The 22,192-nt window shown below is 68.8% G+C and carries 19 protein-coding genes and 2 tRNA genes; 15 read left to right on the top strand and 6 right to left on the bottom strand.

Features of this window, described 5'->3' with window-relative positions; all coding sequences use genetic code 11:
• Positions 1-82 precede the first annotated feature (82 nt).
• The 5 genes from gatC to gatB are packed head-to-tail and all read left to right on the top strand — an operon-like array spanning position 83 to position 5,634.
• Positions 83-382: an Asp-tRNA(Asn)/Glu-tRNA(Gln) amidotransferase subunit GatC gene (gatC, locus tag K883_RS01765; protein WP_009952003.1), complete on the top strand. Its 300-nt coding sequence runs from the start codon at positions 83-85 to the stop codon at positions 380-382.
• A complete protein-coding gene (gene gatA / locus K883_RS01760) occupies positions 379-1,872 on the top strand; it encodes an Asp-tRNA(Asn)/Glu-tRNA(Gln) amidotransferase subunit GatA (RefSeq protein ID WP_008259043.1) in 1,494 nt (497 codons plus the stop codon). Before gatC ends, gatA begins: the two co-directional genes overlap by 4 nt.
• Positions 1,873-1,915: 43 nt before the next feature.
• Positions 1,916-2,947, top strand: a complete 1,032-nt coding sequence (locus K883_RS01755; RefSeq protein ID WP_008259042.1) for an ATP-dependent 6-phosphofructokinase — start codon at positions 1,916-1,918, stop codon at positions 2,945-2,947.
• A 58-nt stretch (positions 2,948-3,005) separates the two neighbouring features.
• A complete protein-coding gene (locus K883_RS01750) occupies positions 3,006-4,112 on the top strand; it encodes a MinD/ParA family ATP-binding protein (protein ID WP_231504795.1) in 1,107 nt (368 codons plus the stop codon).
• Positions 4,113-4,122: 10 nt separating this feature from the next.
• Positions 4,123-5,634 (top strand): Asp-tRNA(Asn)/Glu-tRNA(Gln) amidotransferase subunit GatB, encoded by a 1,512-nt coding sequence (gene gatB, locus K883_RS01745; RefSeq protein ID WP_014383014.1) that lies wholly within the window; start codon positions 4,123-4,125, stop codon positions 5,632-5,634.
• A gap of 90 nt (positions 5,635-5,724) precedes the next feature.
• Here gatB and K883_RS01740 read toward each other — a convergent pair whose 3' ends face one another.
• Positions 5,725-6,855 (bottom strand): PQQ-dependent sugar dehydrogenase, encoded by a 1,131-nt coding sequence (locus K883_RS01740; protein ID WP_080552487.1) that lies wholly within the window; start codon positions 6,853-6,855, stop codon positions 5,725-5,727.
• A 253-nt stretch (positions 6,856-7,108) separates the two neighbouring features.
• Here K883_RS01740 and K883_RS01735 point away from each other — a divergent pair, with 253 nt between their 5' ends.
• Positions 7,109-7,969: a DoxX family protein gene (locus K883_RS01735; protein ID WP_036453522.1), complete on the top strand. Its 861-nt coding sequence runs from the start codon at positions 7,109-7,111 to the stop codon at positions 7,967-7,969.
• 12 nt (positions 7,970-7,981) lie between these two features.
• Here the strand turns inward: K883_RS01735 and K883_RS01730 are convergent, their stop codons facing one another.
• The gene (locus K883_RS01730) at positions 7,982-8,338 is read right to left on the bottom strand and encodes a PH domain-containing protein (protein ID WP_008259037.1); all 357 of its coding nucleotides are present in this window, start codon (positions 8,336-8,338) and stop codon (positions 7,982-7,984) included.
• A gap of 405 nt (positions 8,339-8,743) precedes the next feature.
• Here K883_RS01730 and K883_RS01725 point away from each other — a divergent pair, with 405 nt between their 5' ends.
• The 3 genes from K883_RS01725 to ilvC are packed head-to-tail and all read left to right on the top strand — an operon-like array spanning position 8,744 to position 12,087.
• A complete protein-coding gene (locus tag K883_RS01725) occupies positions 8,744-10,546 on the top strand; it encodes an acetolactate synthase large subunit (RefSeq protein ID WP_225324875.1) in 1,803 nt (600 codons plus the stop codon).
• Positions 10,546-11,052 (top strand): acetolactate synthase small subunit, encoded by a 507-nt coding sequence (gene ilvN / locus K883_RS01720; RefSeq protein WP_008259035.1) that lies wholly within the window; start codon positions 10,546-10,548, stop codon positions 11,050-11,052. Before K883_RS01725 ends, ilvN begins: the two co-directional genes overlap by 1 nt.
• Before the next feature lie 33 nt (positions 11,053-11,085).
• The gene (gene ilvC / locus K883_RS01715) at positions 11,086-12,087 is read left to right on the top strand and encodes a ketol-acid reductoisomerase (protein WP_009952794.1); all 1,002 of its coding nucleotides are present in this window, start codon (positions 11,086-11,088) and stop codon (positions 12,085-12,087) included.
• A 68-nt stretch (positions 12,088-12,155) separates the two neighbouring features.
• Here the strand turns inward: ilvC and wrbA are convergent, their stop codons facing one another.
• Together wrbA and K883_RS01705 are read right to left on the bottom strand one after the other, a co-directional pair.
• Entirely contained in the window at positions 12,156-12,758 is a 603-nt protein-coding gene (gene wrbA / locus K883_RS01710) for an NAD(P)H:quinone oxidoreductase (protein WP_008259031.1), read from the bottom strand.
• Positions 12,755-14,182 carry a phytoene desaturase family protein gene (locus tag K883_RS01705; RefSeq protein WP_008259028.1) on the bottom strand — a complete coding sequence of 476 codons (1,428 nt, stop codon included), beginning with the start codon at positions 14,180-14,182 and terminating at the stop codon, positions 12,755-12,757. The genes wrbA and K883_RS01705 overlap by 4 nt, the downstream gene beginning before the upstream one ends.
• A gap of 29 nt (positions 14,183-14,211) precedes the next feature.
• Here K883_RS01705 and serA point away from each other — a divergent pair, with 29 nt between their 5' ends.
• Positions 14,212-15,798 (top strand): phosphoglycerate dehydrogenase, encoded by a 1,587-nt coding sequence (gene serA / locus K883_RS01700; RefSeq protein ID WP_008259026.1) that lies wholly within the window; start codon positions 14,212-14,214, stop codon positions 15,796-15,798.
• 61 nt (positions 15,799-15,859) lie between these two features.
• Positions 15,860-16,870 carry a 3-isopropylmalate dehydrogenase gene (locus K883_RS01695; RefSeq protein WP_008259024.1) on the top strand — a complete coding sequence of 337 codons (1,011 nt, stop codon included), beginning with the start codon at positions 15,860-15,862 and terminating at the stop codon, positions 16,868-16,870.
• On the opposite strand, the gene K883_RS01690 is transcribed toward K883_RS01695, so the two are convergent.
• A complete protein-coding gene (locus tag K883_RS01690) occupies positions 16,867-18,057 on the bottom strand; it encodes an MFS transporter (RefSeq protein ID WP_193375009.1) in 1,191 nt (396 codons plus the stop codon). The two genes, K883_RS01695 and K883_RS01690, sit on opposite strands and share 4 nt — an antisense overlap.
• A 3-nt stretch (positions 18,058-18,060) precedes the next feature.
• Entirely contained in the window at positions 18,061-19,377 is a 1,317-nt protein-coding gene (locus tag K883_RS01685) for an MFS transporter (protein ID WP_008259020.1), read from the bottom strand.
• 174 nt (positions 19,378-19,551) lie between these two features.
• Between K883_RS01685 and K883_RS01680 the strand changes: the two genes are divergently transcribed.
• The 4 genes from K883_RS01680 (at position 19,552) to K883_RS01665 (ending at position 22,190) form a co-directional block, all read left to right on the top strand.
• Positions 19,552-20,358, top strand: a complete 807-nt coding sequence (locus tag K883_RS01680) for a fumarylacetoacetate hydrolase family protein (protein WP_009952784.1) — start codon at positions 19,552-19,554, stop codon at positions 20,356-20,358.
• The gene (gltX, locus tag K883_RS01675; protein ID WP_081914340.1) at positions 20,355-21,821 is read left to right on the top strand and encodes a glutamate--tRNA ligase; all 1,467 of its coding nucleotides are present in this window, start codon (positions 20,355-20,357) and stop codon (positions 21,819-21,821) included. Before K883_RS01680 ends, gltX begins: the two co-directional genes overlap by 4 nt.
• 151 nt (positions 21,822-21,972) lie before the next feature.
• Positions 21,973-22,044, top strand: a tRNA-Gln gene (locus K883_RS01670).
• Positions 22,045-22,117: 73 nt separating this feature from the next.
• Positions 22,118-22,190: transfer RNA gene (locus tag K883_RS01665), tRNA-Glu, on the top strand.
• Positions 22,191-22,192: the final 2 nt, after the last annotated feature.

Below are 22,192 nucleotides of genomic sequence, written 5' to 3'. Positions count from 1 at the left end.
AGCGATGTGTCGGCGGCATTTCGGCTCGAGCCGGCTCGGGCCCCCTCCGCCGGCAGCGGGCCCCCGGCTAGGCTTTCGGATCGTGTCCCAGATCTCCCGCGACGAGGTAGCGCACCTGGCCCGGCTGTCCCGGCTGGCGTTGACCGACAGCGAGCTCGACAGCTTCGCCGGCCAACTCGACGCCATCCTGACGCACGTCAGCCAGGTACAGGCGGTCGACGTCACCGGTGTCGAAGCGACGGACAACCCGCTCAAGGACGTCAACGTCACCCGCCCGGACGAGCCGGCGCCCTGCCTGACCCAGGCCGAAGCGCTGGCCGAGGCGCCGTCGGCCGTCGACGGCCGCTTCGCGGTCCCGCAGATCCTGGGAGACAGCGAGTGAACGAGATCATCCGGTCCGACGCCGCCACGCTGGCAGCCCGGATCGCCGCCAAGGAGCTGTCGTCGGTCGAGGTCACCCAGGCGTGTCTGGACCAGATCGAAGCCACCGACGATCGCTACCACGCCTTCCTGCACGTGGCGGCCGACGAGGCGCTTGCGGCGGCAGCCGCCGTTGACAAGCAGGTCGACGAGGCGGTGGCCGCGGGGGAACGGCTGCCGTCGCCGCTGGCCGGGGTGCCGCTGGCGCTCAAGGACGTCTTCACCACGGTCGACATGCCCACCACCTGCGGATCCAAGATCCTCGAGGGCTGGCGCGCCCCCTACGACGCCACCGTCACCTCGCGGCTGCGCGCCGCCGGCATCCCGATCCTCGGCAAGACCAACATGGACGAGTTCGCGATGGGCAGCTCGACCGAGAACTCCGCGTACGGGCCCACCCGCAACCCCTGGAACGTCGACCGGGTGCCCGGCGGCTCCGGTGGCGGCAGCGCGGCGGCGCTTGCCGCGTTCCAGGCGCCGCTGGCCATCGGGACCGATACCGGCGGCTCCATCCGGCAGCCCGCCGCGCTGACCGCGACCGTCGGCGTCAAGCCGACCTACGGCACGGTGTCGCGCTACGGCCTGGTGGCGTGCGCGTCGTCGCTGGATCAGGGCGGCCCGTGCGCGCGCACCGTGCTGGACACGGCGCTGCTGCATCAGGTGATCGCGGGGCACGACACCCGCGACTCGACATCCGTCGACGCGGCGGTGCCCGACGTCGTCGGCGCGGCGAGGGCCGGGGCGGCCGGTGACCTCAAGGGCGTGCGCGTCGGCGTGGTCAAGCAGCTGCGCGGCGAGGGGTATCAGCCCGGGGTGCTGACCTCGTTCGAGGCCGCCGTCGAGCAGCTGACCGCGCTGGGCGCCGAGGTGAGCGAGGTCGACTGCCCGCACTTCGAGTACGCGCTGTCCGCCTACTACCTGATCCTGCCCTCGGAGGTGTCGAGCAACCTGGCGCGCTTCGACGCGATGCGCTACGGGCTGCGGATCGGCGACGACGGCAGCCACAGCGCCGAGGAGGTGATGGCGCTGACCCGCGCCGCGGGCTTCGGCCCGGAGGTCAAGCGGCGCATCATGATCGGCACCTACGCGCTCTCGGCCGGCTACTACGATGCCTACTACAACCAGGCTCAGAAGGTGCGCACCCTGATCGCCCGCGATCTGGACGAGGCGTACCGGTCGGTCGATGTCGTGGTGTCACCGGCGACGCCGACCACCGCGTTCGGGCTCGGTGAGAAGGTCGACGATCCGTTGGCGATGTACCTGTTCGACCTGTGCACGCTGCCACTGAACCTGGCCGGTCACTGCGGCATGTCGGTGCCGTCGGGCCTGTCGCCGGACGACGACCTGCCCGTCGGATTGCAGATCATGGCGCCCGCGCTGGCCGACGACCGCCTGTACCGCGTCGGGGCCGCCTACGAAGCGGCGCGCGGGCCGCTGCCGGCCGCGATCTGACGTCTGCTCGCGCCGGTAGCCCGCCGCCCGGCAAGATAGGGCTATGCGGATCGGAGTGCTCACCGGAGGCGGCGACTGCCCCGGGCTCAACGCCGTCATCCGGGCGGTGGTGCGTACGTGCGACTCCCGGTACGGCTCGTCGGTGGTCGGATTTCAGGACGGATGGCGCGGGTTGCTGGAGAACCGGCGCGTCCAGCTGCACAACGACGACCGCAACGACCGCCTGCTGGCCAAGGGCGGAACGATGCTGGGGACCGCGCGCGTGAATCCCGACAAACTTCGGGCCGGGCTGAACCAGGTCAAGCAGACCCTCGACGACAACGGGATCGACGTCCTCATCCCGATCGGGGGGGAAGGCACGCTGACGGCCGCGCACTGGCTCTCCGAGGAAAACGTTCCCGTGGTCGGCGTGCCGAAGACCATCGACAACGACATCGATTGCACGGACGTGACTTTCGGCCACGACACCGCGTTGACCGTCGCCACCGAGGCGATCGACCGGTTGCACAGCACCGCCGAGTCCCACCAGCGCGTGATGCTGGTCGAGGTGATGGGCCGGCACGCGGGTTGGATTGCGCTGAACGCGGGCCTGGCTTCCGGCGCGCACATGACGCTGATCCCCGAGCAGCCATTCGACGTCGAAGAGGTCTGCCGGCTCGTCAAACGTCGCTTCCAGCGCGGAGATTCGCACTTCATCTGCGTGGTCGCCGAGGGCGCCAAACCCATACCCGGCTCGATTGCGTTGCGGGAAGGCGGGATTGACGAGTTCGGCCACGAGAAATTCACCGGTGTGGCCGCGCAGCTGGGCGCCGAGGTGGAAAAGCGCATCAACAAGGACGTCCGGGTGACCGTCTTGGGTCACGTCCAGCGCGGCGGCACCCCGACGGCATATGACCGGGTGCTGGCCACCCGGTTCGGCGTGAATGCGGCCGACGCGGCGCATGCCGGCGAATACGGCCAGATGGTGTCGCTGCGCGGCCAGGACATCGGCCGGGTGCCGCTGGCCGATGCCGTCCGCCAGCTCAAGCTGGTGCCCGACAGCCGCTACGACGACGCCGCGGCCTTCTTCGGCTAGGCCCGCCGGGCAGATAACCGGTGGTTTCCGGACCCGTGCATAACGGCTATACCGGGGTATGAGCAACCGTGGTGAGAGTCGCGGAGTCGTTCAGCATTCCGTCGGATCGGCGGGCCCACCGGGCCCGGCACCCCACCACCCGCGCCCGCCCAGCTGGCGCGCCGACGCCCGCCCGTCGGCGACCACGGTGCCCCAGCCTCGCGGGCCCGGCCGCCGTCCGCCGGTCCCGCCGCGCCCCGGGCCGGTGCTGGGCGAGACGGCGCTGGATCGCTTCGACCACCCCGAGACCGACGCCAGGCTCAACTGGCGAGGGTTGATCCACCGCGTCACCGGGATCGATCTCGGCCCGGGCAAAAACGCCGCCTACGAGACGGAGTTGCGGGAGCGCATCCGCGCGACTGTGGGTAGTGCTTTTCCGATCGCCGTCCTCAACCTCAAAGGCGGGGTGGGCAAGACCGCGGTGGTCGAGACCCTCGGGTCGACTTTCGCCGCGGTGCGCAACGACCGGGTGCTCGCACTCGACATCGACGCGGGGGACCTGGCCGAGCGCCACGGCCGTCACAACCCGCACAGCATGGCCGACCTGCTCCGCGGCGGCCCGGCAACGAGCTACGAGGACATCCGGGCGCTGACCTATATGAACGGCTTCGGGCTGGAGGTGCTCGGGCTGCCGGACTACGCAAGCACCGACTGGCGCCTGGAGCGCCGTGACGTTCTGCGGGCGTTCTCGATGCTGAGAAACCAGTATTCGGTGGTGCTGGTCGATTGCGTCAAAGCGCTCAATTCCAGTGTGATGGAGGCTGTTCTGCCGGAGTCGCGGGCCCTCGTGGTGGTCACGAGCACCTCGATCGACGCGATACGCAAGACCCACACCACCCTGGAGTGGCTGTGCCACAACGGGTATCAACGATTGATGGCGTCGACCGTGCTCGCGGTCAATCACGTCGAGCCGGCCAAGGTGGAGGGTGTGGCCGTGACGGAACTTGACCGGCTGTCCGCACGCGTCGCCGCCACCGTGGTGCTGCCGTTCGACCGGCACGTGCACGAGGGCAGGAAGATCGCGCTGGACCGAATGAGCAAGGAGAGCCGGCGCAGCTACCTCGAGATGGCCGCCGTGCTGGCCGGGATGTTCCCGGGCAGGGGAGGAGAGCGCGACCGCAGTTAGGATCGAGCGCATGAGTGTTGCCGCCAGCGCCGACCTGATGGAGTACGACGACGTCATCGCGCGTTTCGATCCGGTGCTCGGGCTCGAGGTGCACGTCGAGCTGTCCACCGTCACCAAGATGTTCTGCGGCTGCACGACCGCATTCGGCGCCGAGCCCAACACCCAGGTGTGCCCGGTGTGCCTCGGGCTGCCCGGCTCGCTGCCGGTACTCAACCAGACCGCCGTGGAGTCGGCCATCCGGATCGGGCTGGCGCTCAACTGCGAGATCGTGCCCTGGTGCCGCTTCGCCAGGAAGAACTACTTCTACCCGGACATGCCGAAGAACTACCAGATTTCGCAGTACGACGAGCCCATCGCCATCAACGGCTACCTCGAGGCCCCGCTGGAAGACGGCAGCACCTGGCGGGTGGAGATCGAGCGCGCGCACATGGAGGAAGACACCGGCAAGCTCACCCACATCGGCAGCGAGACCGGCCGCATTCACGGCGCGACGACGTCGCTGATCGACTACAACCGCGCCGGGGTACCACTGATCGAGATCGTCACCAAGCCCATCGTCGGGGCCGGGGACCGGGCCCCGCAGATCGCCCGGGCCTACGTGACGGCGCTGCGGGACCTGTTGCGCGCCTTGGATGTATCCGACGTCCGGATGGATCAGGGCTCCATGCGCTGTGACGCCAACGTGTCGCTGAAGCCGACCGGCCAGGCCGAATTCGGCACCCGCACCGAAACCAAGAACGTCAACTCGCTGAAAAGCGTCGAGGTGGCCGTGCGTTACGAAATGCAGCGCCAGGCCGCCGTCCTGGCCTCCGGCGGCCAGATCACCCAGGAAACCCGGCACTTTCACGAGGCCGGCTACACCAGCCCGGGCCGCGTCAAGGAGACCGCCGAGGACTACCGCTACTTCCCCGAGCCCGACCTGGAGCCCGTGGCGCCCAGCCGCGAGCTCGTCGAGCGGCTGCGCCAGACCATCCCCGAGCTACCGTGGTTGAGCCGCAAGCGAATTCAGGAAGAGTGGGGGATCTCCGACGAGGTGATGCGCGACCTGGTCAACGCCGGCGCGATCGAACTGGTCACCGCCACCATCGAACACGGCGCGTCCAGCGAACAGGCGCGGGCCTGGTGGGGGAACTTCTTGATGCAGAAGGCCAACGAAGCCAACGTCGCGCTCGACGAACTGGCCATCACGCCGGCCCAGGTCGCCGCGGTGGTGGCGCTGGTCGACGAGGGCAAGCTGTCCACCAAACTGGCGCGCCAGGTCGTCGAGGGCGTGCTGGCCGGGGAGGGCGAACCCGAAGAGGTCATGACCGCCCGCGGCCTGGCGCTGGTGCGCGACGACTCGGTCACCCAGGCGGCCGTCGACGAGGCGCTGGCCGCCAATCCCGATGTGGCGGAAAAGATCCGGGGCGGCAAGGTGGCCGCGGCGGGCGCGATCGTCGGAGCGGTGATGAAGGCCACCCGCGGGCAGGCCGACGCCGCCCGGGTGCGCGAACTGGTCCTGGCGGCCTGCGGCCAGGGCTAGCCCCACCCCAAAGTCGCGAGAGTGCAGTTGTCGACGGCGCGTCTCGGCAGATGCGTCGCCAGTTGCACTTTCGCGCAAACCCGGCGCGCGCTACGTCTTGTCGTCGTTGTTGCGCGGGAAGCCGCCGCCCTGCGGGAAGAGCGGGAACACCACGTCGTCCAGTTTCTCGGCGTCGCCCGCCGTCTTGTTTACGGTTGCGCCCCAGACGTTTCCATCCGGTGACATGCGCAGCGCCCACGCGTGCGCGTGCGTGTCCTTGCGCACGACGTCGGGTTCACCGGTGACCGCGCCCGTCGTCGGAGCCAGCCGGACCGCCACCGTCAGCTTGGTGTTGATCAGGTTCACCAGCACGGTGCCGTCCATCGCCGCGCAACCGGCCACGCCGGGTTTGTCCGGCCAGGTCCACACCGTGGAGACGTCCGACGTTTTGGTGATGCGCTGCAACCGATCCGCGGTCGGGGTGCGGTCGGCGACATACAGCGAGCCGTCGACCGGGTCGGTGCACAAGCCCCCGCCCGAACCCACGCCGGACAGCGCCGTGGTGGGCGGGGCCTGACCGACCGTGGTCGGCTGCTCGATGCGCAGCACCTTGCCGGCCAGCGAATTGGGGTCCGCGGCCATCGCCGGGTTACCGGCGTCGCCGGTCAGCACGACCAGCGTGGTGGGGCTGGTGAAGATCAACGCCCCGGTGTTGCCGGTGGCGCCCTTGGGGATCCCGGTCAGGATGTCCTTGGGGATGTCGCCGTCGGCGATGCGAATGACCCGGTTGTCGGTCGGGGTGCTGACGTAGGCGTACATCAGGCGGTCTTGGGTGTAGGTGGGCGACAACACGATGTCCATCAACCCGCCATCCCCGGACGGGTCGACCGGGATGACCATCTTCACCTTCGGCTCGGCGCTGACCGAGATCTCCTTGACCGCTCCGGTGGTGCGCTCGGCGACCAGCGCGGTTTTGCTGTCGGGCCCCATAATCAGCCCGCTGGTGCTCTCCAGGCAGCCCTGCATGACCCCCGGCGCCGGGCAGGCCTTCGGGAACGGGGTGGGCGGCAGCGGCGGCGGCGGGGGCGGCGTCGAGCTGGGCTGCGGCTTCAATTCCGGGGCGGTCGTGAACGGTTGTGATTGCGCGTCGTTGAAGCGCGCGCACCCGCTCGTCACCAGCACGAGGGCACACAGCGCGGCGAACCCGCGCCGCACCGACCGCCCCGATCGCCCTAGTCGCATGACCGTCAGGCTACGGACACCGCCGCCGCCGCCGCCACACGCGTCCCGCTCGCCCGCCGCCCAACCCGCGATCGGATCCCGCTTTCCACCGGGTGCCGACGGGCCCCGAATCGTGCCTTCCGGCCCCTCCAGACGGGCTCGCAGGCCGATTTCGGACCGATCCGGGCGTTTTTGGCGGGCAAACCGTCGATTGCCTGGCGAAAGCGCCGCTCAAATCCCCAATTCGGGGCCAACTGCCCTTACCCTGACACCCGTGACCAGTCAACCGAATGACGCAGATTGGCAGCGGCCGGGCGAATCCCCGGAGTCGACCCCGGGACGCCCCGCCTCGGCGCGCCTGGTCGACCCCGAAGACGATCTGACCCCAGTCGGCTACCCCGGTGACTTCAACCCGTCCACGGGAACCACCACCGTCATCCCCTACGGCGCCGCCGCGGCGATGGCCGGCTCCGGGGCCTCGGGTTACAACCTGCTCGAACACCAGGAGCCGCTGCCGTACGTCCAGCCGCATTCGGCGGCCCGGCACGCGGCGCCGGAGTCCACCGACATCGACGACGACGAGCACGACGACCGGTTGCACGACGTCGGGCGGCGCGGAACCCAGCATCTGGGTTTGCTGGTGTTGCGGGTCGGGCTTGGCGTGGTGCTCGGCGCCCACGGGCTGCGGAAGTTGTTCGGCTGGTGGGGCGGTTCGGGAGTGACCGGGTTCAGGAACTCGCTGTCCGACGTCGGCTACCAGCACGCCGACATCCTCGCCTACGTGAGCGCCGGCGGCGAGCTCGTGGCCGGTGTGCTGCTGGTGCTGGGCCTGTTCACGCCGCTGGCCGCGGCCGGCGCTCTTGCGTTTTTGATCAACGGCCTGCTGGCCACCGTCTCGGCGCGGCCGCACACGCACACCTTCTCGTACTTCCTGCCCGAGGGGCACGAATACCAGATCACCCTCATCGCCGTGGCCGCCGCGGTCATCCTGTGCGGACCCGGCCGCTACGGCCTCGACGCGCGCCGCGGCTGGGCCCACCGGCCGTTCATCGGGTCGTTCGTCGCCCTGCTGGCCGGCATCGCCGCCGGCATCGGCGTGTGGGTGGCGCTCAACGGCGTGAACCCGATCGGCTGAGCTGGGCCGCCGTCACTGATAGGGGTTGGGAACCCGCCCCGCGCTGGCCGCGGTGAGCTCCGGCAGCGTCGAGAAGCTGACCGCCGGCAATCGCAGCTCGGCGCCGCTCTTGAGGCGCGCCCGTGCCCAGGAACCGCGATGGAAACGCAGCCCGTCGATGTCGTCCCAGCGCACCGTCTGGCTGCCCAGCAGCGTGCGGACGGTGACACCGCGGTCGTCGGCGACGGTGCGTAACCGGACGATCATCGCCGACAGCACCACCGGAATGATCAACAGCGGCGCGGACGGCGGCCACAGCATCACCGGGATCAGCAAGCCCAGGGCCAGGAATCCGACCGCGAGGTGCGCGATGGGGGACAGCTTGATCACGAGAGGTGTTCGGGAAGACGAACCGGTAGCCACCCGACCATCATTTCACCCGGGGCGCCCGGCGGATCCCGCGAGCGGCCAGGCGGCGGCGCGCGCCCAACCCGGCTGGTGACGGTGACGGATTTGACTGCTGAGCTGTGCGAAGACTACCGTCGAGCGCTATGGATACCGCCGGAAAGCCCGGGATGCTCGTAGTAATTAGGCGCGTTGGTGCCTGACTTGCCTTTGAGCATTTGAAGCAATCCAGCACCAACGCGCAACCCTCGTGCAGCAGATGAGCTGTCGGGGGTTTTTTGTTGCCCCCGCGAGATTCCCAGAGTGAATAAGGACTGAACGACAGTGAGCGCTCCCACCAGGCGGCCCGCCCCCGACACACCGGGCGCCGCCGACATCGCCACCGACGCGGTGAAGCCGGCCGCGAAGTCTGCCAACGGCAAGCCGAAACGCATTGGGCCCGAGCAACTTACCGGCGCGCAGTCGGTGATCCGGTCGCTGGAGGAACTCGACGTCGACGTCATCTTCGGCATCCCCGGCGGCGCGGTGCTGCCGGTCTATGACCCGCTGTTCGACTCAAAGAAGCTGCGCCACGTGCTGGTCCGCCACGAACAGGGCGCGGGTCACGCCGCCAGCGGCTACGCGCACGCCACCGGCAAGGTCGGTGTCTGCATGGCGACTTCCGGCCCCGGGGCCACCAACCTGGTCACCGCGCTGGCCGACGCCCAGATGGACTCGATCCCCGTCGTCGCGGTCACCGGCCAGGTGGGGCGCACGCTGATCGGCACCGACGCCTTCCAGGAAGCCGACATCTCGGGCATCACGATGCCGATCACCAAGCACAACTTCCTGGTCCGCTCCGGTAACGAGATCCCGCAGGTGCTCGCCGAGGCCTTCCACATCGCCTCCTCGGGCCGCCCCGGCGCGGTGCTCGTCGACATCCCCAAGGACGTGCTGCAGGGCCAGTGCACGTTCAGCTGGCCGCCGCGCATCGATCTGCCCGGATACAAGCCGACCGTCAAGCCGCACAACCGGCAGATCCGCGAGGCCGCCAAGCTGATCGCCGCGGCCCGCAAACCGGTGCTGTACGTGGGCGGGGGTGTCATCCGCGGGGACGCGACCGAGCAGCTGGCCGAGCTGGCCGAGCTGACCGGCATCCCGGTGGTGACCACGCTGATGGCGCGCGGCGCGTTCCCGGACAGCCATCGTCAGCACATGGGCATGCCCGGCATGCACGGCACCGTCGCCGCGGTGGCGGCCCTGCAGCGCAGCGACCTCCTGATCGCGCTGGGCACCCGCTTCGACGACCGGGTGACCGGGAAGCTGGACACCTTCGCGCCCGAAGCCAAGGTCATCCACGCCGACATCGACCCGGCCGAGATCGGCAAGAACCGCCACGCCGACGTGCCGATCGTCGGTGACGTCAAGGCCGTCATCGCCGAGCTGGTCGAGCAGCTCCGCCACGACGGGGTGCCCGGCAAGATCGACATGACCGAGTGGTGGGCCTACCTCGACGGGGTTCGGTCCACGTATCCGCTGAGTTACGGACCGCAGAGCGACGGCAGCCTGGGCCCGGAATACGTCATCGAGAAGCTCGGCCAGATCGCCGGCCCGGACGCCATTTACGTCGCCGGCGTCGGCCAGCACCAGATGTGGGCGGCCCAATTCATCTCCTATGAGAAGCCGCGCACCTGGCTCAACTCCGGCGGCCTGGGCACCATGGGGTTCGCCATTCCGGCCGCCATGGGCGCCAAGATGGCCCGCCCGGACGCCGAGGTCTGGGCGATCGACGGCGACGGCTGTTTCCAGATGACCAACCAGGAGCTGGCCACCTGCGCGATCGAAGGCGTGCCGATCAAGGTGGCGCTGATCAACAACGGCAACCTGGGCATGGTCCGCCAGTGGCAGACGCTGTTCTACGAAGAGCGTTACTCGCAAACGGATCTGGCCACGCATTCGCACCGCATCCCGGACTTCGTGAAGCTGGCGGAGGCGCTGGGCTGCGTCGGGTTGCGTTGCGAGCGTGAGGAAGACGTCGCCGACGTGATCGAGCAGGCGCGGGCGATCAACGACCGACCGGTCGTGATCGACTTCATCGTCGGCGCGGACGCGCAGGTGTGGCCGATGGTCGCCGCCGGCACCAGCAATGACGAGATCCAGGCGGCCCGCGGGATCCGCCCGCTGTTCGACGACGAGAGTGAAGGGCACGCCTGATGAGTCCGCAAACCCACACTCTGTCGGTGCTGGTCGAAGACAAACCCGGTGTCCTCGCCCGCGTGGCCGCGCTGTTCTCGCGGCGCGGCTTCAACATCGAGTCCCTGGCGGTCGGCGCGACCGAGCAGAAGGACATGTCCCGGATGACGATCGTGGTCTCCGCCGAGGAGACCCCGCTCGAACAGATCACCAAGCAGCTCAACAAGCTGATCAACGTCATCAAGATTGTCGAGCTCGACGACGACAACTCGGTGTCGCGGGAATTGGCGATGATCAAGGTGCGCGCCGACGCCGGCACCCGCAGTCAGGTGATCGAAGCGGTGAACCTGTTCCGCGCCAAGGTGATTGACGTTTCCACGGAGGCGCTGACGATCGAGGCGACGGGCGACCGCGGCAAGATCGAGGCGCTGCTGCGGATCCTGGAACCGTTCGGCATCCGTGAAATCGTGCAATCGGGAGTGGTGTCGTTGTCTCGCGGTCCACGCGGAATCGGCACGGCCAAGTAACACACAAGGAGATATTCAACAGTGGCACTAGAAATGTTCTACGACGACGATGCGGACCTGACCATCATCCAGGGCCGCAAGGTCGGGGTCATCGGATACGGCAGCCAAGGGCACGCGCACTCGCTGAGCCTGCGCGACTCCGGCGTGCAGGTGAAGGTGGGCCTGAAGGAGGGTTCGAAGTCGCGGCCCAAGGTTTCTGAGCAGGGCCTGGACGTCGACACCCCCGCCGAGGTCGCCAAGTGGGCCGACGTGATCATGCTGCTGGCGCCCGACACCGCGCAGGCCGACATCTTCAAAAACGACATCGAGCCGAACCTGAAGCCCGGTGACGCGTTGTTTTTCGGTCACGGCCTCAACATCCACTTCGACCTGATCAAGCCGCCCGCCGACGTCACCATCGCCATGGTCGCGCCCAAGGGGCCCGGTCATTTGGTGCGCCGGCAGTTCGTCGACGGCAAGGGTGTGCCCTGCCTGATCGCGGTCGACCAGGACCCGTCCGGCAAGGGTGAGGCGCTCGCCTTGTCCTACGCCAAGGCCATCGGCGGTACCCGCGCCGGCGTCATCAAGACCACCTTCAAGGACGAGACCGAGACCGACCTCTTCGGTGAGCAGGCCGTCTTGTGCGGTGGCACAGAGGAATTGGTGAAGACCGGTTTCGACGTGATGGTCGAGGCCGGCTACCCGCCGGAGATGGCGTACTTCGAGGTGCTGCACGAGCTCAAGCTGATCGTCGACCTGATGTATGAGGGCGGCATCGCCCGGATGAACTACTCGGTGTCCGACACCGCGGAGTTCGGCGGGTACCTGTCGGGGCCCCGCGTCATCGACGCAGGCACCAAGGACCGGATGCGGGAGATCCTGCGCGACATTCAGAACGGCGACTTCGTCAAGAAGCTGGTCGCCAACGTCGAGGGCGGCAACAAGCAGCTCGAGCAGCTGCGCAAGGAGAACGCCGAGCACCCCATCGAGGTCACCGGCAAGAAGCTGCGCGACCTGATGAGCTGGGTCGACCGGCCGATCACCGAGACGGCTTAGCTGTCTTCGCCCGAGCGCCCGGCCAGCCGGGCGCTCGGCCTTGCCCGCCCGGCTGGCCGGGCGCTCGGTTAGGAGGCGGCCAACCGGTCCGCCGTCTCGACCACCCGGCGGGCCAGGTGCTCGAGGGCCTTGTCGGTGGGCTCGTCGAATTCGGTGATGTTGTCGTGGGTGGTGACCAGGCTGACCCCGTACGGGTTGCCGTCGACGAACTTGCACGGATCCGTGTAGCCCGGCGGCACGATGATGCCGCCGAAATGCATCAGCGTGATGTACAGGGAGAGCAGGGTGGTTTCCTGACCGCCGTGCACGGTGTTGGACGACGTGAAGCCCGCATACACCTTGTCGGCGAGCTTGCCCTGGGCCCACAGCCCGCCCAGCGAGTCGAGGAACGCGCGCAATTGCGCTGCGGGAGAGCCGAACCGCGTCGGTGAACCGAAGATCACCGCGTCGGCCCAGACGATGTCGTCGCCGGTTGCCACCGGAAGGTCCTTGGTGGCCTCGTAATTCGCCGTCCAGGCCGGGTTGTGGGCGAACGAGGCGGGATCCTGGGTTTCGGCGACGTGGCGCAGGCGGACTTCGGCCCCCGCCGACTCGGCCGCCGCGGCGACGCGCTGCGCCATCGTGGTGCCGTGTCCGGTGGCCGAGTAATAGATGATCGCGAGTTTGGTCACGGGGCCAGCTTAGGCATGCCGATCCCGAATTCGCGGCGCAACAGCGTGCGCGCGGCGTAGTAGCCGGCCATGCCGTGGACACCGCCGCCCGGTGGCGTGGCCGCCGAACACAGGTACACCTTGGGAATGGGTGTGCGCCAAGGGTTTAGCCGCGGAGTCGGGCCCGCGATCGCTCGCCAGGCCGAATTGCCGCCCATCCCGATGTCGCCGCCCACATAGTTGGCGTTGTGGTCGCACAGCCGCGCGGCGGGCACCGCGCGTGCGGCCACCACGACGTCGCGGAAGCCGGGCGCGAAGCGCTCGACCACCGCGGTCACGGCCTCCGTCGGATCGACGGTGGACCCCGACGGCACGTGGGCATAGCTCCAGAACGGGCGGCGTCCGTTCGAGTCGATGCGGCCCGGGTCGGCGACGTGCGGAGAGGCGGCCAGCACCATCGGCCACTGCGCGTGCCGGCCGGCGGCGATCTCGGCCTCGGCGCGGGCCATCTGCGCCCGGGTGCCGCCGAGATGCAGGGTGGGGGCCTTTCGTAGTCGCGGGTCCGCCCAGGGGATCTCGTCGGCCAGGACGAAGTCGACCTTGGCCACCCCCGGGCCAAACGTGTAGCGCCGCAATGCTTTGGCGTAGCGCCTCGGGAGGGAGTCGCCGTAGATCCGCAGCAGCGCGGTCGGCGCCGTGTCGAAGGCGACGACCCCGCCAGGCGGCGAAGTGACCTCCGTGCCCGCCGTAAGCTCGCCGCCGTGGGCGCGCAGGTCGGCGATCAGCGCGTCGGTGATCGCCTGGCTGCCGCCCACCGGAATCGGCCAGCCCACCGAATGCGCGAGGGTGGCCAGCATCATCCCGGCACCGGCCGCCGTCAACGACGGCATCCGCGAAATGATATGGGCGGCAACACCGGTGAACAGGGCGCGGGCGTCCTCGCCGGTCAGCGAACCCCACGCCGGGGTGCCCTGGGCCAGCATCCGCACCCCGAGCCGCCACGCCGACGGCACGGAGTTCGGCACCGACCGCTTGTCGCCCAGCAGCAGGGCCACCACGTCGTCGGAGCGCTCGACCAGCGGGCCCAGCAGGCGCCGGAATGAGGCGCCGCCCTCCAATTCGGCGCAGGTGCGGTCCAGGTCGCGGTACGCGATGGCGGCCGGGCGGCCCGGCAACGGGTTGGCGTACGAAATCTCGGGGACCGCCAATTGCACGCCGCGCGCGGGCAGGTCGAACTCCTTGAAGAACGGCGATGCCAGCGCCAACGGGTGCACCGCCGAGCAGATGTCGTGCAAGACGCCCGCGGAATCGGGGTCGGCAGCGGTGCGCGCACCCCCGCCAAAGGTCGGTTGAGCTTCGACGACCTGCACTTTCAGGCCGGCCCGGGCGCAGATTACGGCGGCGGTCAACCCGTTGGGTCCGCTGCCGACGATGGTGACGTCCACCCGTCAATTACAGCCGATAGGCTGGCCGGGTGAATTTGCCTGTTGTACTCATTGCCGACAAGCTCGCTGAATCAACCGTCGCGGCCCTGGGCGACCAGGTCGAGGTGCGCTGGGTAGACGGGCCCGATCGCGAGAAGCTGCTGGCGGCCGTGCCGGAGGCCGACGCGCTGCTGGTGCGCTCGGCCACCACCGTCGACGCCGAGGTGCTCGCGGCGGCCCCCAAGCTGAAGATCGTCGCGCGCGCCGGGGTCGGCCTGGACAACGTCGACGTGGACGCGGCCACCGAGCGCGGTGTCCTGGTGGTCAACGCGCCGACGTCGAACATTCACAGCGCCGCCGAGCACGCGCTGGCGCTGCTGCTCTCCGCGGCCCGCCAGATCCCGGCGGCCGACGCCTCGCTGCGCGAGCACACCTGGAAGCGGTCGTCGTTCTCGGGCACCGAGATTTTCGGCAAGACGGTGGGCGTCGTCGGGTTGGGTCGCATCGGGCAGCTGGTCGCCCAGCGGCTCAGCGCCTTCGGTACCCACCTGGTCGCGTATGACCCCTACGTGTCGCCGGCCCGCGCCGCGCAGCTGGGCATCGAGCTGTTGACGCTCGACGAACTGCTGGCCCGCGCCGACTTCATCTCGGTGCACCTGCCCAAGACGCCCGAAACGGCCGGACTGATCGGCAAGGACGCGCTGGCGAAAACCAAGCCGGGCGTCGTCATCGTCAACGCCGCCCGCGGCGGCCTGGTCGACGAGGCGGCGCTGGCCGACGCGGTCCGCAGTGGCCACGTGCGCGCGGCCGGGCTCGACGTGTTCTCCAAGGAGCCGTGCACCGACAGCCCGCTGTTCGAGCTGCCGCAGGTGGTGGTCACACCCCATCTGGGGGCCTCGACCGAGGAGGCCCAGGATCGGGCCGGCACCGACGTCGCGGCGAGCGTGAAGCTCGCGCTGGCCGGGGAATTCGTTCCCGACGCCGTCAACGTCGGCGGCGGGGTGGTCAACGAAGAGGTGGCGCCGTGGTTGGACCTGGTGCGCAAACTCGGCGTGCTGGCGGCCACCCTTTCCGACGGTCCGCCGGTGTCGTTGTCGGTGCAGGTGCGCGGCGAGCTCGCATCCGAAGACGTTGAGGTGCTGAAACTTTCGGCTCTGCGGGGGTTGTTCTCGGCCGTCGTCGAGGGTCCGGTGACGTTCGTCAACGCTCCGGCGCTGGCCGAGGAACGCGGCATCACCGCCGAAATCGGCACGGCGTCGGAGAGCCCGAACCACCGCAGCGTGGTCGACGTGCGCGCGGTCGCGCACGACGGCAGCGCGGTCAACGTCGCCGGCACCCTGTCCGGGCCGCAGCTGGTGGAGAAGATCGTGCAGATCAACGGCCGCAACTTCGACCTGCGCGCCCGCGGCATCAACCTGGTGATCAACTACGTCGACCAGCCCGGCGCGCTGGGCAAGATCGGCACCCTGCTGGGCTCGGCCGGGGTGAACATCCAGGCCGCGCAACTGTCCGAGGACGCCGAGGGTCCGGGAGCGACGATCCTGTTGCGCCTGGATCGGGACGTGCCGGGCGACGTGCGGTCGGAGATCGGTGCGGCCGTCGGCGCGAACAAGCTTGAGGTGGTTGATCTTTCATGAAGCGCGCTGGCGACCCGACCACGCGCCGCATGGGCGGCGCCAATGAGGAGGAGCGGCGCCGATGAAGCTCGCGGTGATCGAGGGCGACGGTATCGGGCCCGAAGTTGTGGCCGAGGCCGTCAAGGTCCTGGACGCGGTGCTGCCCGGCGTGGAGAAGACCAGCTACGACCTGGGGGCGCGGCGTTACCACGCCACGGGTGAGCTACTGCCGGACTCGGCGGTCGACGAGCTGCGCGCGCATGACGCCATCCTGCTCGGCGCCATCGGTGACCCGTCGGTGCCCAGCGGCGTGCTGGAGCGAGGTTTGTTGCTGCGCTTGCGTTTCGAGCTGGACCATCACATCAACTTGCGGCCCGGGCGGCTGTACCCGGGTGTGAACAGCCCGCTGGCCGGCAATCCCGACATCGACTTCGTGGTGGTGCGCGAGGGGACGGAAGGTCCCTACACCGGCACCGGCGGCGCCATCCGCGTCGGAACGCCCAACGAGGTCGCCACCGAGGTCAGCCAGAACACGGCTTTCGGCGTGCGACGCGTGGTGGCCGACGCGTTCGAGCGGGCTCAGCGACGCCGAAAGCACTTGACCCTGGTGCACAAAACCAACGTGCTGACCTTCGCCGGAAGGTTGTGGTCGCGCATCGTGGCCGAGGTCGGCCGGGACTATCCCGACGTCGAGGTGGCGTATCAGCACATCGACGCGGCCACCATCTTCATGGTGACCGATCCCGGTCGCTTCGACGTGATCGTCACCGACAACCTGTTCGGCGACATCATCACCGACTTGTCGGCGGCGGTGTGTGGCGGAATTGGCTTGGCCGCCAGCGGAAACATCGACGCCACGCGGACCAACCCCTCGATGTTCGAGCCCGTTCACGGCAGCGCACCGGATATCGCCGGTCAGGGCATCGCCGATCCGACGGCGGCGATCATGTCGGTGGCGTTGCTGCTCGCCCATCTCGGCGAGGACGACGCCGCCGCCCGGGTGGACCGCGCCGTCGAGCGCCACCTGGCAACGCGCGGGAGCGAACGCTTCGCCACCCGCGAAGTCGGCGAACGGATCGCCGCCGGGCTCTAGCCGCGGGCGGCCGCGCGCGAGCGCGCCTCCGACGGCACCACCGGCAGGGCCAGCAACGGAAACAGCGCGCACACCGCGAAGGCCAGCGGATATCCGGTCGCGTCGATCATCTCGCCGAAAACCGGCGGCCCGACCGCCGCGGTGAGTCGCTGGGTGGTGTTCTGCGCGCCCATGGCGCGCCCGCTCCAAAATCGGCCGGCCACTTCCGGAATGGCGGTGAACGCCAAACCGTTGTCGAGCACGGTGATCACCGACGCGGCGACCATCAGCGTCACCGCCATCGCCGAGTGTGCATGATCGGCGATCGCCAGCAAGACCATCACCACGGCGGCCGCCATCGCGATGATGCGGATCGGGCGCATTCGCGATCCCAGGCGGTCGGACCATCTGCCGACGGCGATGCGACCCAGCGCGCTCAACAGCTGCGAGAAGCTCACCAAGACGCCGGCCGTCGCGATCGACCAATGCTGGTTTTTCATCAACCAGACGAGCATGAACGTCAAGACCACGGTTTGGGGCACCATGAGCAGCGCCGACGCGAAGTGAATGCGCCACAGCACCGTCGTGCCGCGGTACGGGCTGGCCAATTCGGCCTTGTCGGCCGTCGACCGTTCGGGGCGTGCGGGATCGCGCACCCACACGGCGCACAGCACCGCGGACACCGCGCACACCGCCGCGGGGAACAACAGCGCGACCGAGATGTTGCGTTCGCCGAGCTCGGGAAGTACCAAGGCGGCCAACGCGATTCCCAACGGTTGCGCGGTCTGTCGAATCCCCATCGCCAGGCCCCGCTGCTGCGGCGGGAACCACCCCGTAACCAGGCGGCCGCTGGCGGTGTTGGCGCTCGCCGCGGCCATGCCGCCACCGAACAGGGCGATCCCTTCCGTCAGCATGGATTCCGGCACCGCCGCAGCGATGAGCGCCGCCGCCGCGGTGAGCGCCAAGCCCGCCGTGAGCACGATCCGCTCGCCGACGATGTCGAGTATGTAGCCCCAGGCGATCAGCGTGACCACCATGCCGAAGCTGGGCATCGCCGAGAGCAGCGCCGCCTCGGCCAGATTGATGCCGCGTACGTCGTTGAGGGCGGGGATCAGAAAGGCGATGCCGTTGATGAAGACCGTCGCGCTCAACGTCGCGATCAGTCCGGTCCCCAGCATCACCCATCGGCGCGTCGGTGTCGTCTGCACCTATTAATAGTTCTCACCGGATCGTTGCGGCAAACGTCGCTCCGGTCTATTCGGCATTGCGTGGGAACGGATGGCCCGCCACCAACGAACGCGACGGACGGTTTGCCGCCGGGCCCTGGTCTCCAAACCGGGCGGCAGCAACCGCGTCGGCACCAGCGGCACCGCCGCCAACGGGAACAAGGCGCACAAGAGCCACGCCGGTGGATATTTCGCGGCCGAGATCAAGGCACCGAACAGCGGGGGTCCGGCCGCCGCCATCATGCGCTGGGTGGTGTTTTGAATGCCCAGGGCGCGGCCGCTCCAATACGGGCCGGCGAATTCGGTGATGGCAGTGGCCTCCAGCCCGTTGTCGAGCACGGAGATCACCGCGATGACCACCATGAGCCCCGCCTGCCACCGCGAATTCATGTAGTCGGCCCACGCCAGCAAGAGGAGCGCCAACACCGCGACCGCCGCGATGTAGCGCACGGGACGCATCCGCGACCCGACCCGATCGGACAGGCGGCCCACGGCAACCCGGCCGAGCGCGCCCAAGAGCTGCGAGAGGGTGACCAACCCGCCCGCGGCCGTAACCGACCAGTGCAGGTTCCTGATCAGCCACACCAGCATGAACGTCACCGTCACCGTTTGCGGCATCATCATCAGGCCCGCCACAGCGTGAATCCGCCACAGCGTCAACGACTTTCGATAGGGACTGGCGAGTTCCTGATGGCTCGCGCTCGCGCGCGGTTTCCGGGGCGGGTCGACGATTCCGATCACGCTCGCTATCGCCCCGACCGCGCATGCCAGGGCGGCGAACCTGAGGCCGTGCTGCGGTCCGTGTTCGGCGAGCTCGGGAATTACCATCGCGCCCAAGGCGATTCCCAGGGGTTGCGCGGTCTGGCGGATGCCCATGGCCAGGCCGCGTTGCTGCGGCGGGAACCAGGCGGACACCAGCCGCCCGCCCGCCGTGTTGCAACTGGCGGCGGCCATGCCGCCGAGAAACAGATACACCGACATCAGCACCAACGAATGTGCGGACGCCGCGGCGTAGGCCGCCGCCGCGGTCAGCGCCGAGCCCGTGGCCATCACCACCCGTTCGCCCACTCGGTCGAGCACATAGCCCCACAACACCAGCGTCACCACCATGCCCCAGCTCGGCATCGAGGCAAGCAGGGCGGCTTCGTCCAGCCGGACTCCGCGCACTCGCAGCGACGGGATCAAAAATGCGACGCCGTTGATGAAGAGGAACGAACTCGCCGTCGCCAGCAGCGAAACGACCATGATCGACCAGCGCGCGCCCGCGCCGATTTCGGGCGTATCGGTCGAGTCGGTCTGCATTCCCCATGCTTGCATACCACCGGGAAATTTCGCCGCAGGACGTGTGCCGTTGCTGGTCATTGCCTGGCCGGCCACGCCCGGCTACGCCGCGCTCGCGACCGTCACTCGGTCTGATGGTGACGGCCCGCCACGCCCGGCTACGCCGCGCTCGCGACCCTCACTAGGCTCAACCGAATGCGCCTTGGTCGAATCGCCAGCCCCGACGGTGTCGCCTTCGTCAGCATCGAAGGCGAACTCGACGACCCCGCCGAGATGATCGCCCGCGAGATCGCCGAGCATCCGTTCGGCACGCCGAACTTCACCGGCCGGTCATGGCCGCTCGCCGACGTCCGGCTGCTCGCCCCGATACTCGCCAGCAAGGTGGTCTGTGTCGGCAAGAACTACACCGATCACATCGCCGAGATGAAGGACATGACCGGCCCCGCGCCGGCCGAGCCGGTGATATTCCTCAAGCCGAACACCGCCATCATCGGGCCCAACGTACCGATTCGCCTGCCGGCCAACGCATCACCGGTGCACTTCGAGGGCGAGCTGGCCGTCGTCATCGGCCGGCCCTGCAAGGACGTCTCGGCCGCCCAGGCCGCGGACAACATCCTCGGCTACACCATCGGCAACGACGTGTCGGCGCGCGATCAACAAAAAGCCGACGGCCAGTGGACGAGGGCCAAAGGCCACGACACCTTCTGCCCGGTCGGGCCGTGGATCGTCACCGACCTCAAGCCGCTGGACCCGGGCGATCTCGAATTGCGCACCGAGGTCAACGGCGAGGTCAAGCAACACAGCCGCACGTCGCTGCTGATCCACGACATCGGCTCCATCGTCGAGTGGATCTCGGCGGTGATGACCTTGCTGCCCGGCGACATCATCCTCACCGGAACCCCGGCGGGCGTCGGCCCCATCGAGGACGGCGACACCGTCTCCATCACCATCGAGGGCATCGGCACCCTGACCAATCCCGTGCTCCGCAAAGGAAAATCGTGACTGCACCCGCGAACGTACGCGTCCGATTCTGCCCGTCGCCCACCGGCACCCCGCACGTCGGCATGGTCCGCACGGCGCTGTTCAACTGGGCCTACGCCCGACACACCGGGGGCACCTTCGTCTTCCGCATCGAGGACACCGACGCCCAACGCGACAGTGAGGAAAGCTATCTGGCGCTGCTGGACGCGCTGCGCTGGCTCGGCCTGGACTGGGACGAGGGGCCCGAAGTGGGCGGCCCCTACGGCCCGTACCGCCAATCGCTGCGCGGCGAGATCTACCGCGACGTGGTGGCCAAGCTGGTCGAGGCGGGAGAGGCCTACTACGCCTTTTCGACGCCGGAGGAGGTCGAGGCGCGGCACCTCGCCGCGGGCCGTAATCCCAAGCTGGGCTACGACAATTTCGACCGGCAGCTGACCGACTCGCAGCGCGCGGCATTCCTCGCCGAGGGCCGTCAGCCGGTGGTGCGGCTGCGGATGCCCGACGGCGACCTCGCCTGGGACGACCTGGTGCGGGGAACCACCACCTTCGCGGCCGGGTCGGTGCCCGACTTCGCGCTGACCCGCGCCAACGGAGATCCGTTGTACACCTTGGTCAATCCGTGTGACGACGCGCTGATGAAGATCACCCACGTGCTGCGCGGCGAGGACCTGCTGCCGTCGACCCCGCGCCAGCTCGCGCTGTATCAGGCGCTGATCCGCATCGGCGTCGCCGAGCGCACCCCGCAGTTCGCGCACCTGCCAACGGTATTGGGGGAGGGCACCAAAAAACTTTCCAAGCGCGACCCGCAGTCGAACCTGTTCGCGCACCGCGACCGCGGCTTCATCCCCGAAGGGCTGCTCAATTACCTGGCGTTGCTGGGCTGGGCCATCGCCGACGACCACGACGTGTTCAGTATCGATGAGATGGTGGCCGCGTTCGACGTCGTCGACGTCAACTCCAATCCGGCCCGCTTCGACCAGAAAAAGGCCGACGCGCTCAACGCCGAGCACATCCGGATGCTCACCGTCGAGGACTTCACCGCCAGGCTGCGCGATTACTTCGGCGTGCACGGTCATCGCCTCGACCTCGACGACGCCGGCTTCGCCACGGCCGCCGACCTGGTGCAGACCCGGATCGTGGTGCTCGGTGACGCCTGGGACCTGTTGAAGTTCCTCAACGACGACGAGTACGCGATCGACCCCAAGGCCGCGGCCAAGGAGCTGGGGCCGGACTCGGCCGCCGTGCTCGATGCGGCGCTGGGCGCGCTGGACGGCGTCGCGGACTGGACGACGCCCCAGATCGAGGCCGCGCTCAAGGCGGCGCTCATCGACGAGCTGGGCCTCAAACCGCGCAAGGCGTTTGGCCCGATCCGGGTGGGCGCCACCGGGACGACGGTCAGCCCGCCGCTGTTCGAGTCGCTCGAGCTGCTGGGCCGCGACCGCAGCGTGCGGCGGCTGCGCGCGGCGCGCGCGACGATCGGTTAGGGGAGACCCAGACCACGCGTGCGGACTGCCCCGCGAGACTTTGGTAGTCTGCACTGCGGTTTACCAAAGCCGACAACGACTGGCAGCGGCGGTCCCCAAAGAGCTTGTAAAGGCCCGCAATCGGCGCTGACCAGCAGTTTTAGGCAGCCAATGGGGTATGGTGTAATTGGCAACACAGCTGATTCTGGTTCAGCCATTCTAGGTTCGAGTCCTGGTACCCCAGCAAAATCCGCACCGTTTCAAGCGATTAGGTGGGCTTAGCGCGGTGAGCTATGCTGACTGCTCGGATCGTTTCTGGCCCCGTCGTCTAGCGGCCTAGGACGCCGCCCTCTCACGGCGGTAGCGTGGGTTCGAATCCCATCGGGGCTACA

Origin of the sequence: Mycobacterium sp. TKK-01-0059 (genome assembly GCF_000709305.1) — a bacterium.
GTDB lineage: Bacteria > Actinomycetota > Actinomycetes > Mycobacteriales > Mycobacteriaceae > Mycobacterium > Mycobacterium intracellulare.
The sequence above is the reverse complement of the archived record's forward strand: the minus strand, read 5'-3'. Positions and strand labels throughout refer to the sequence as shown.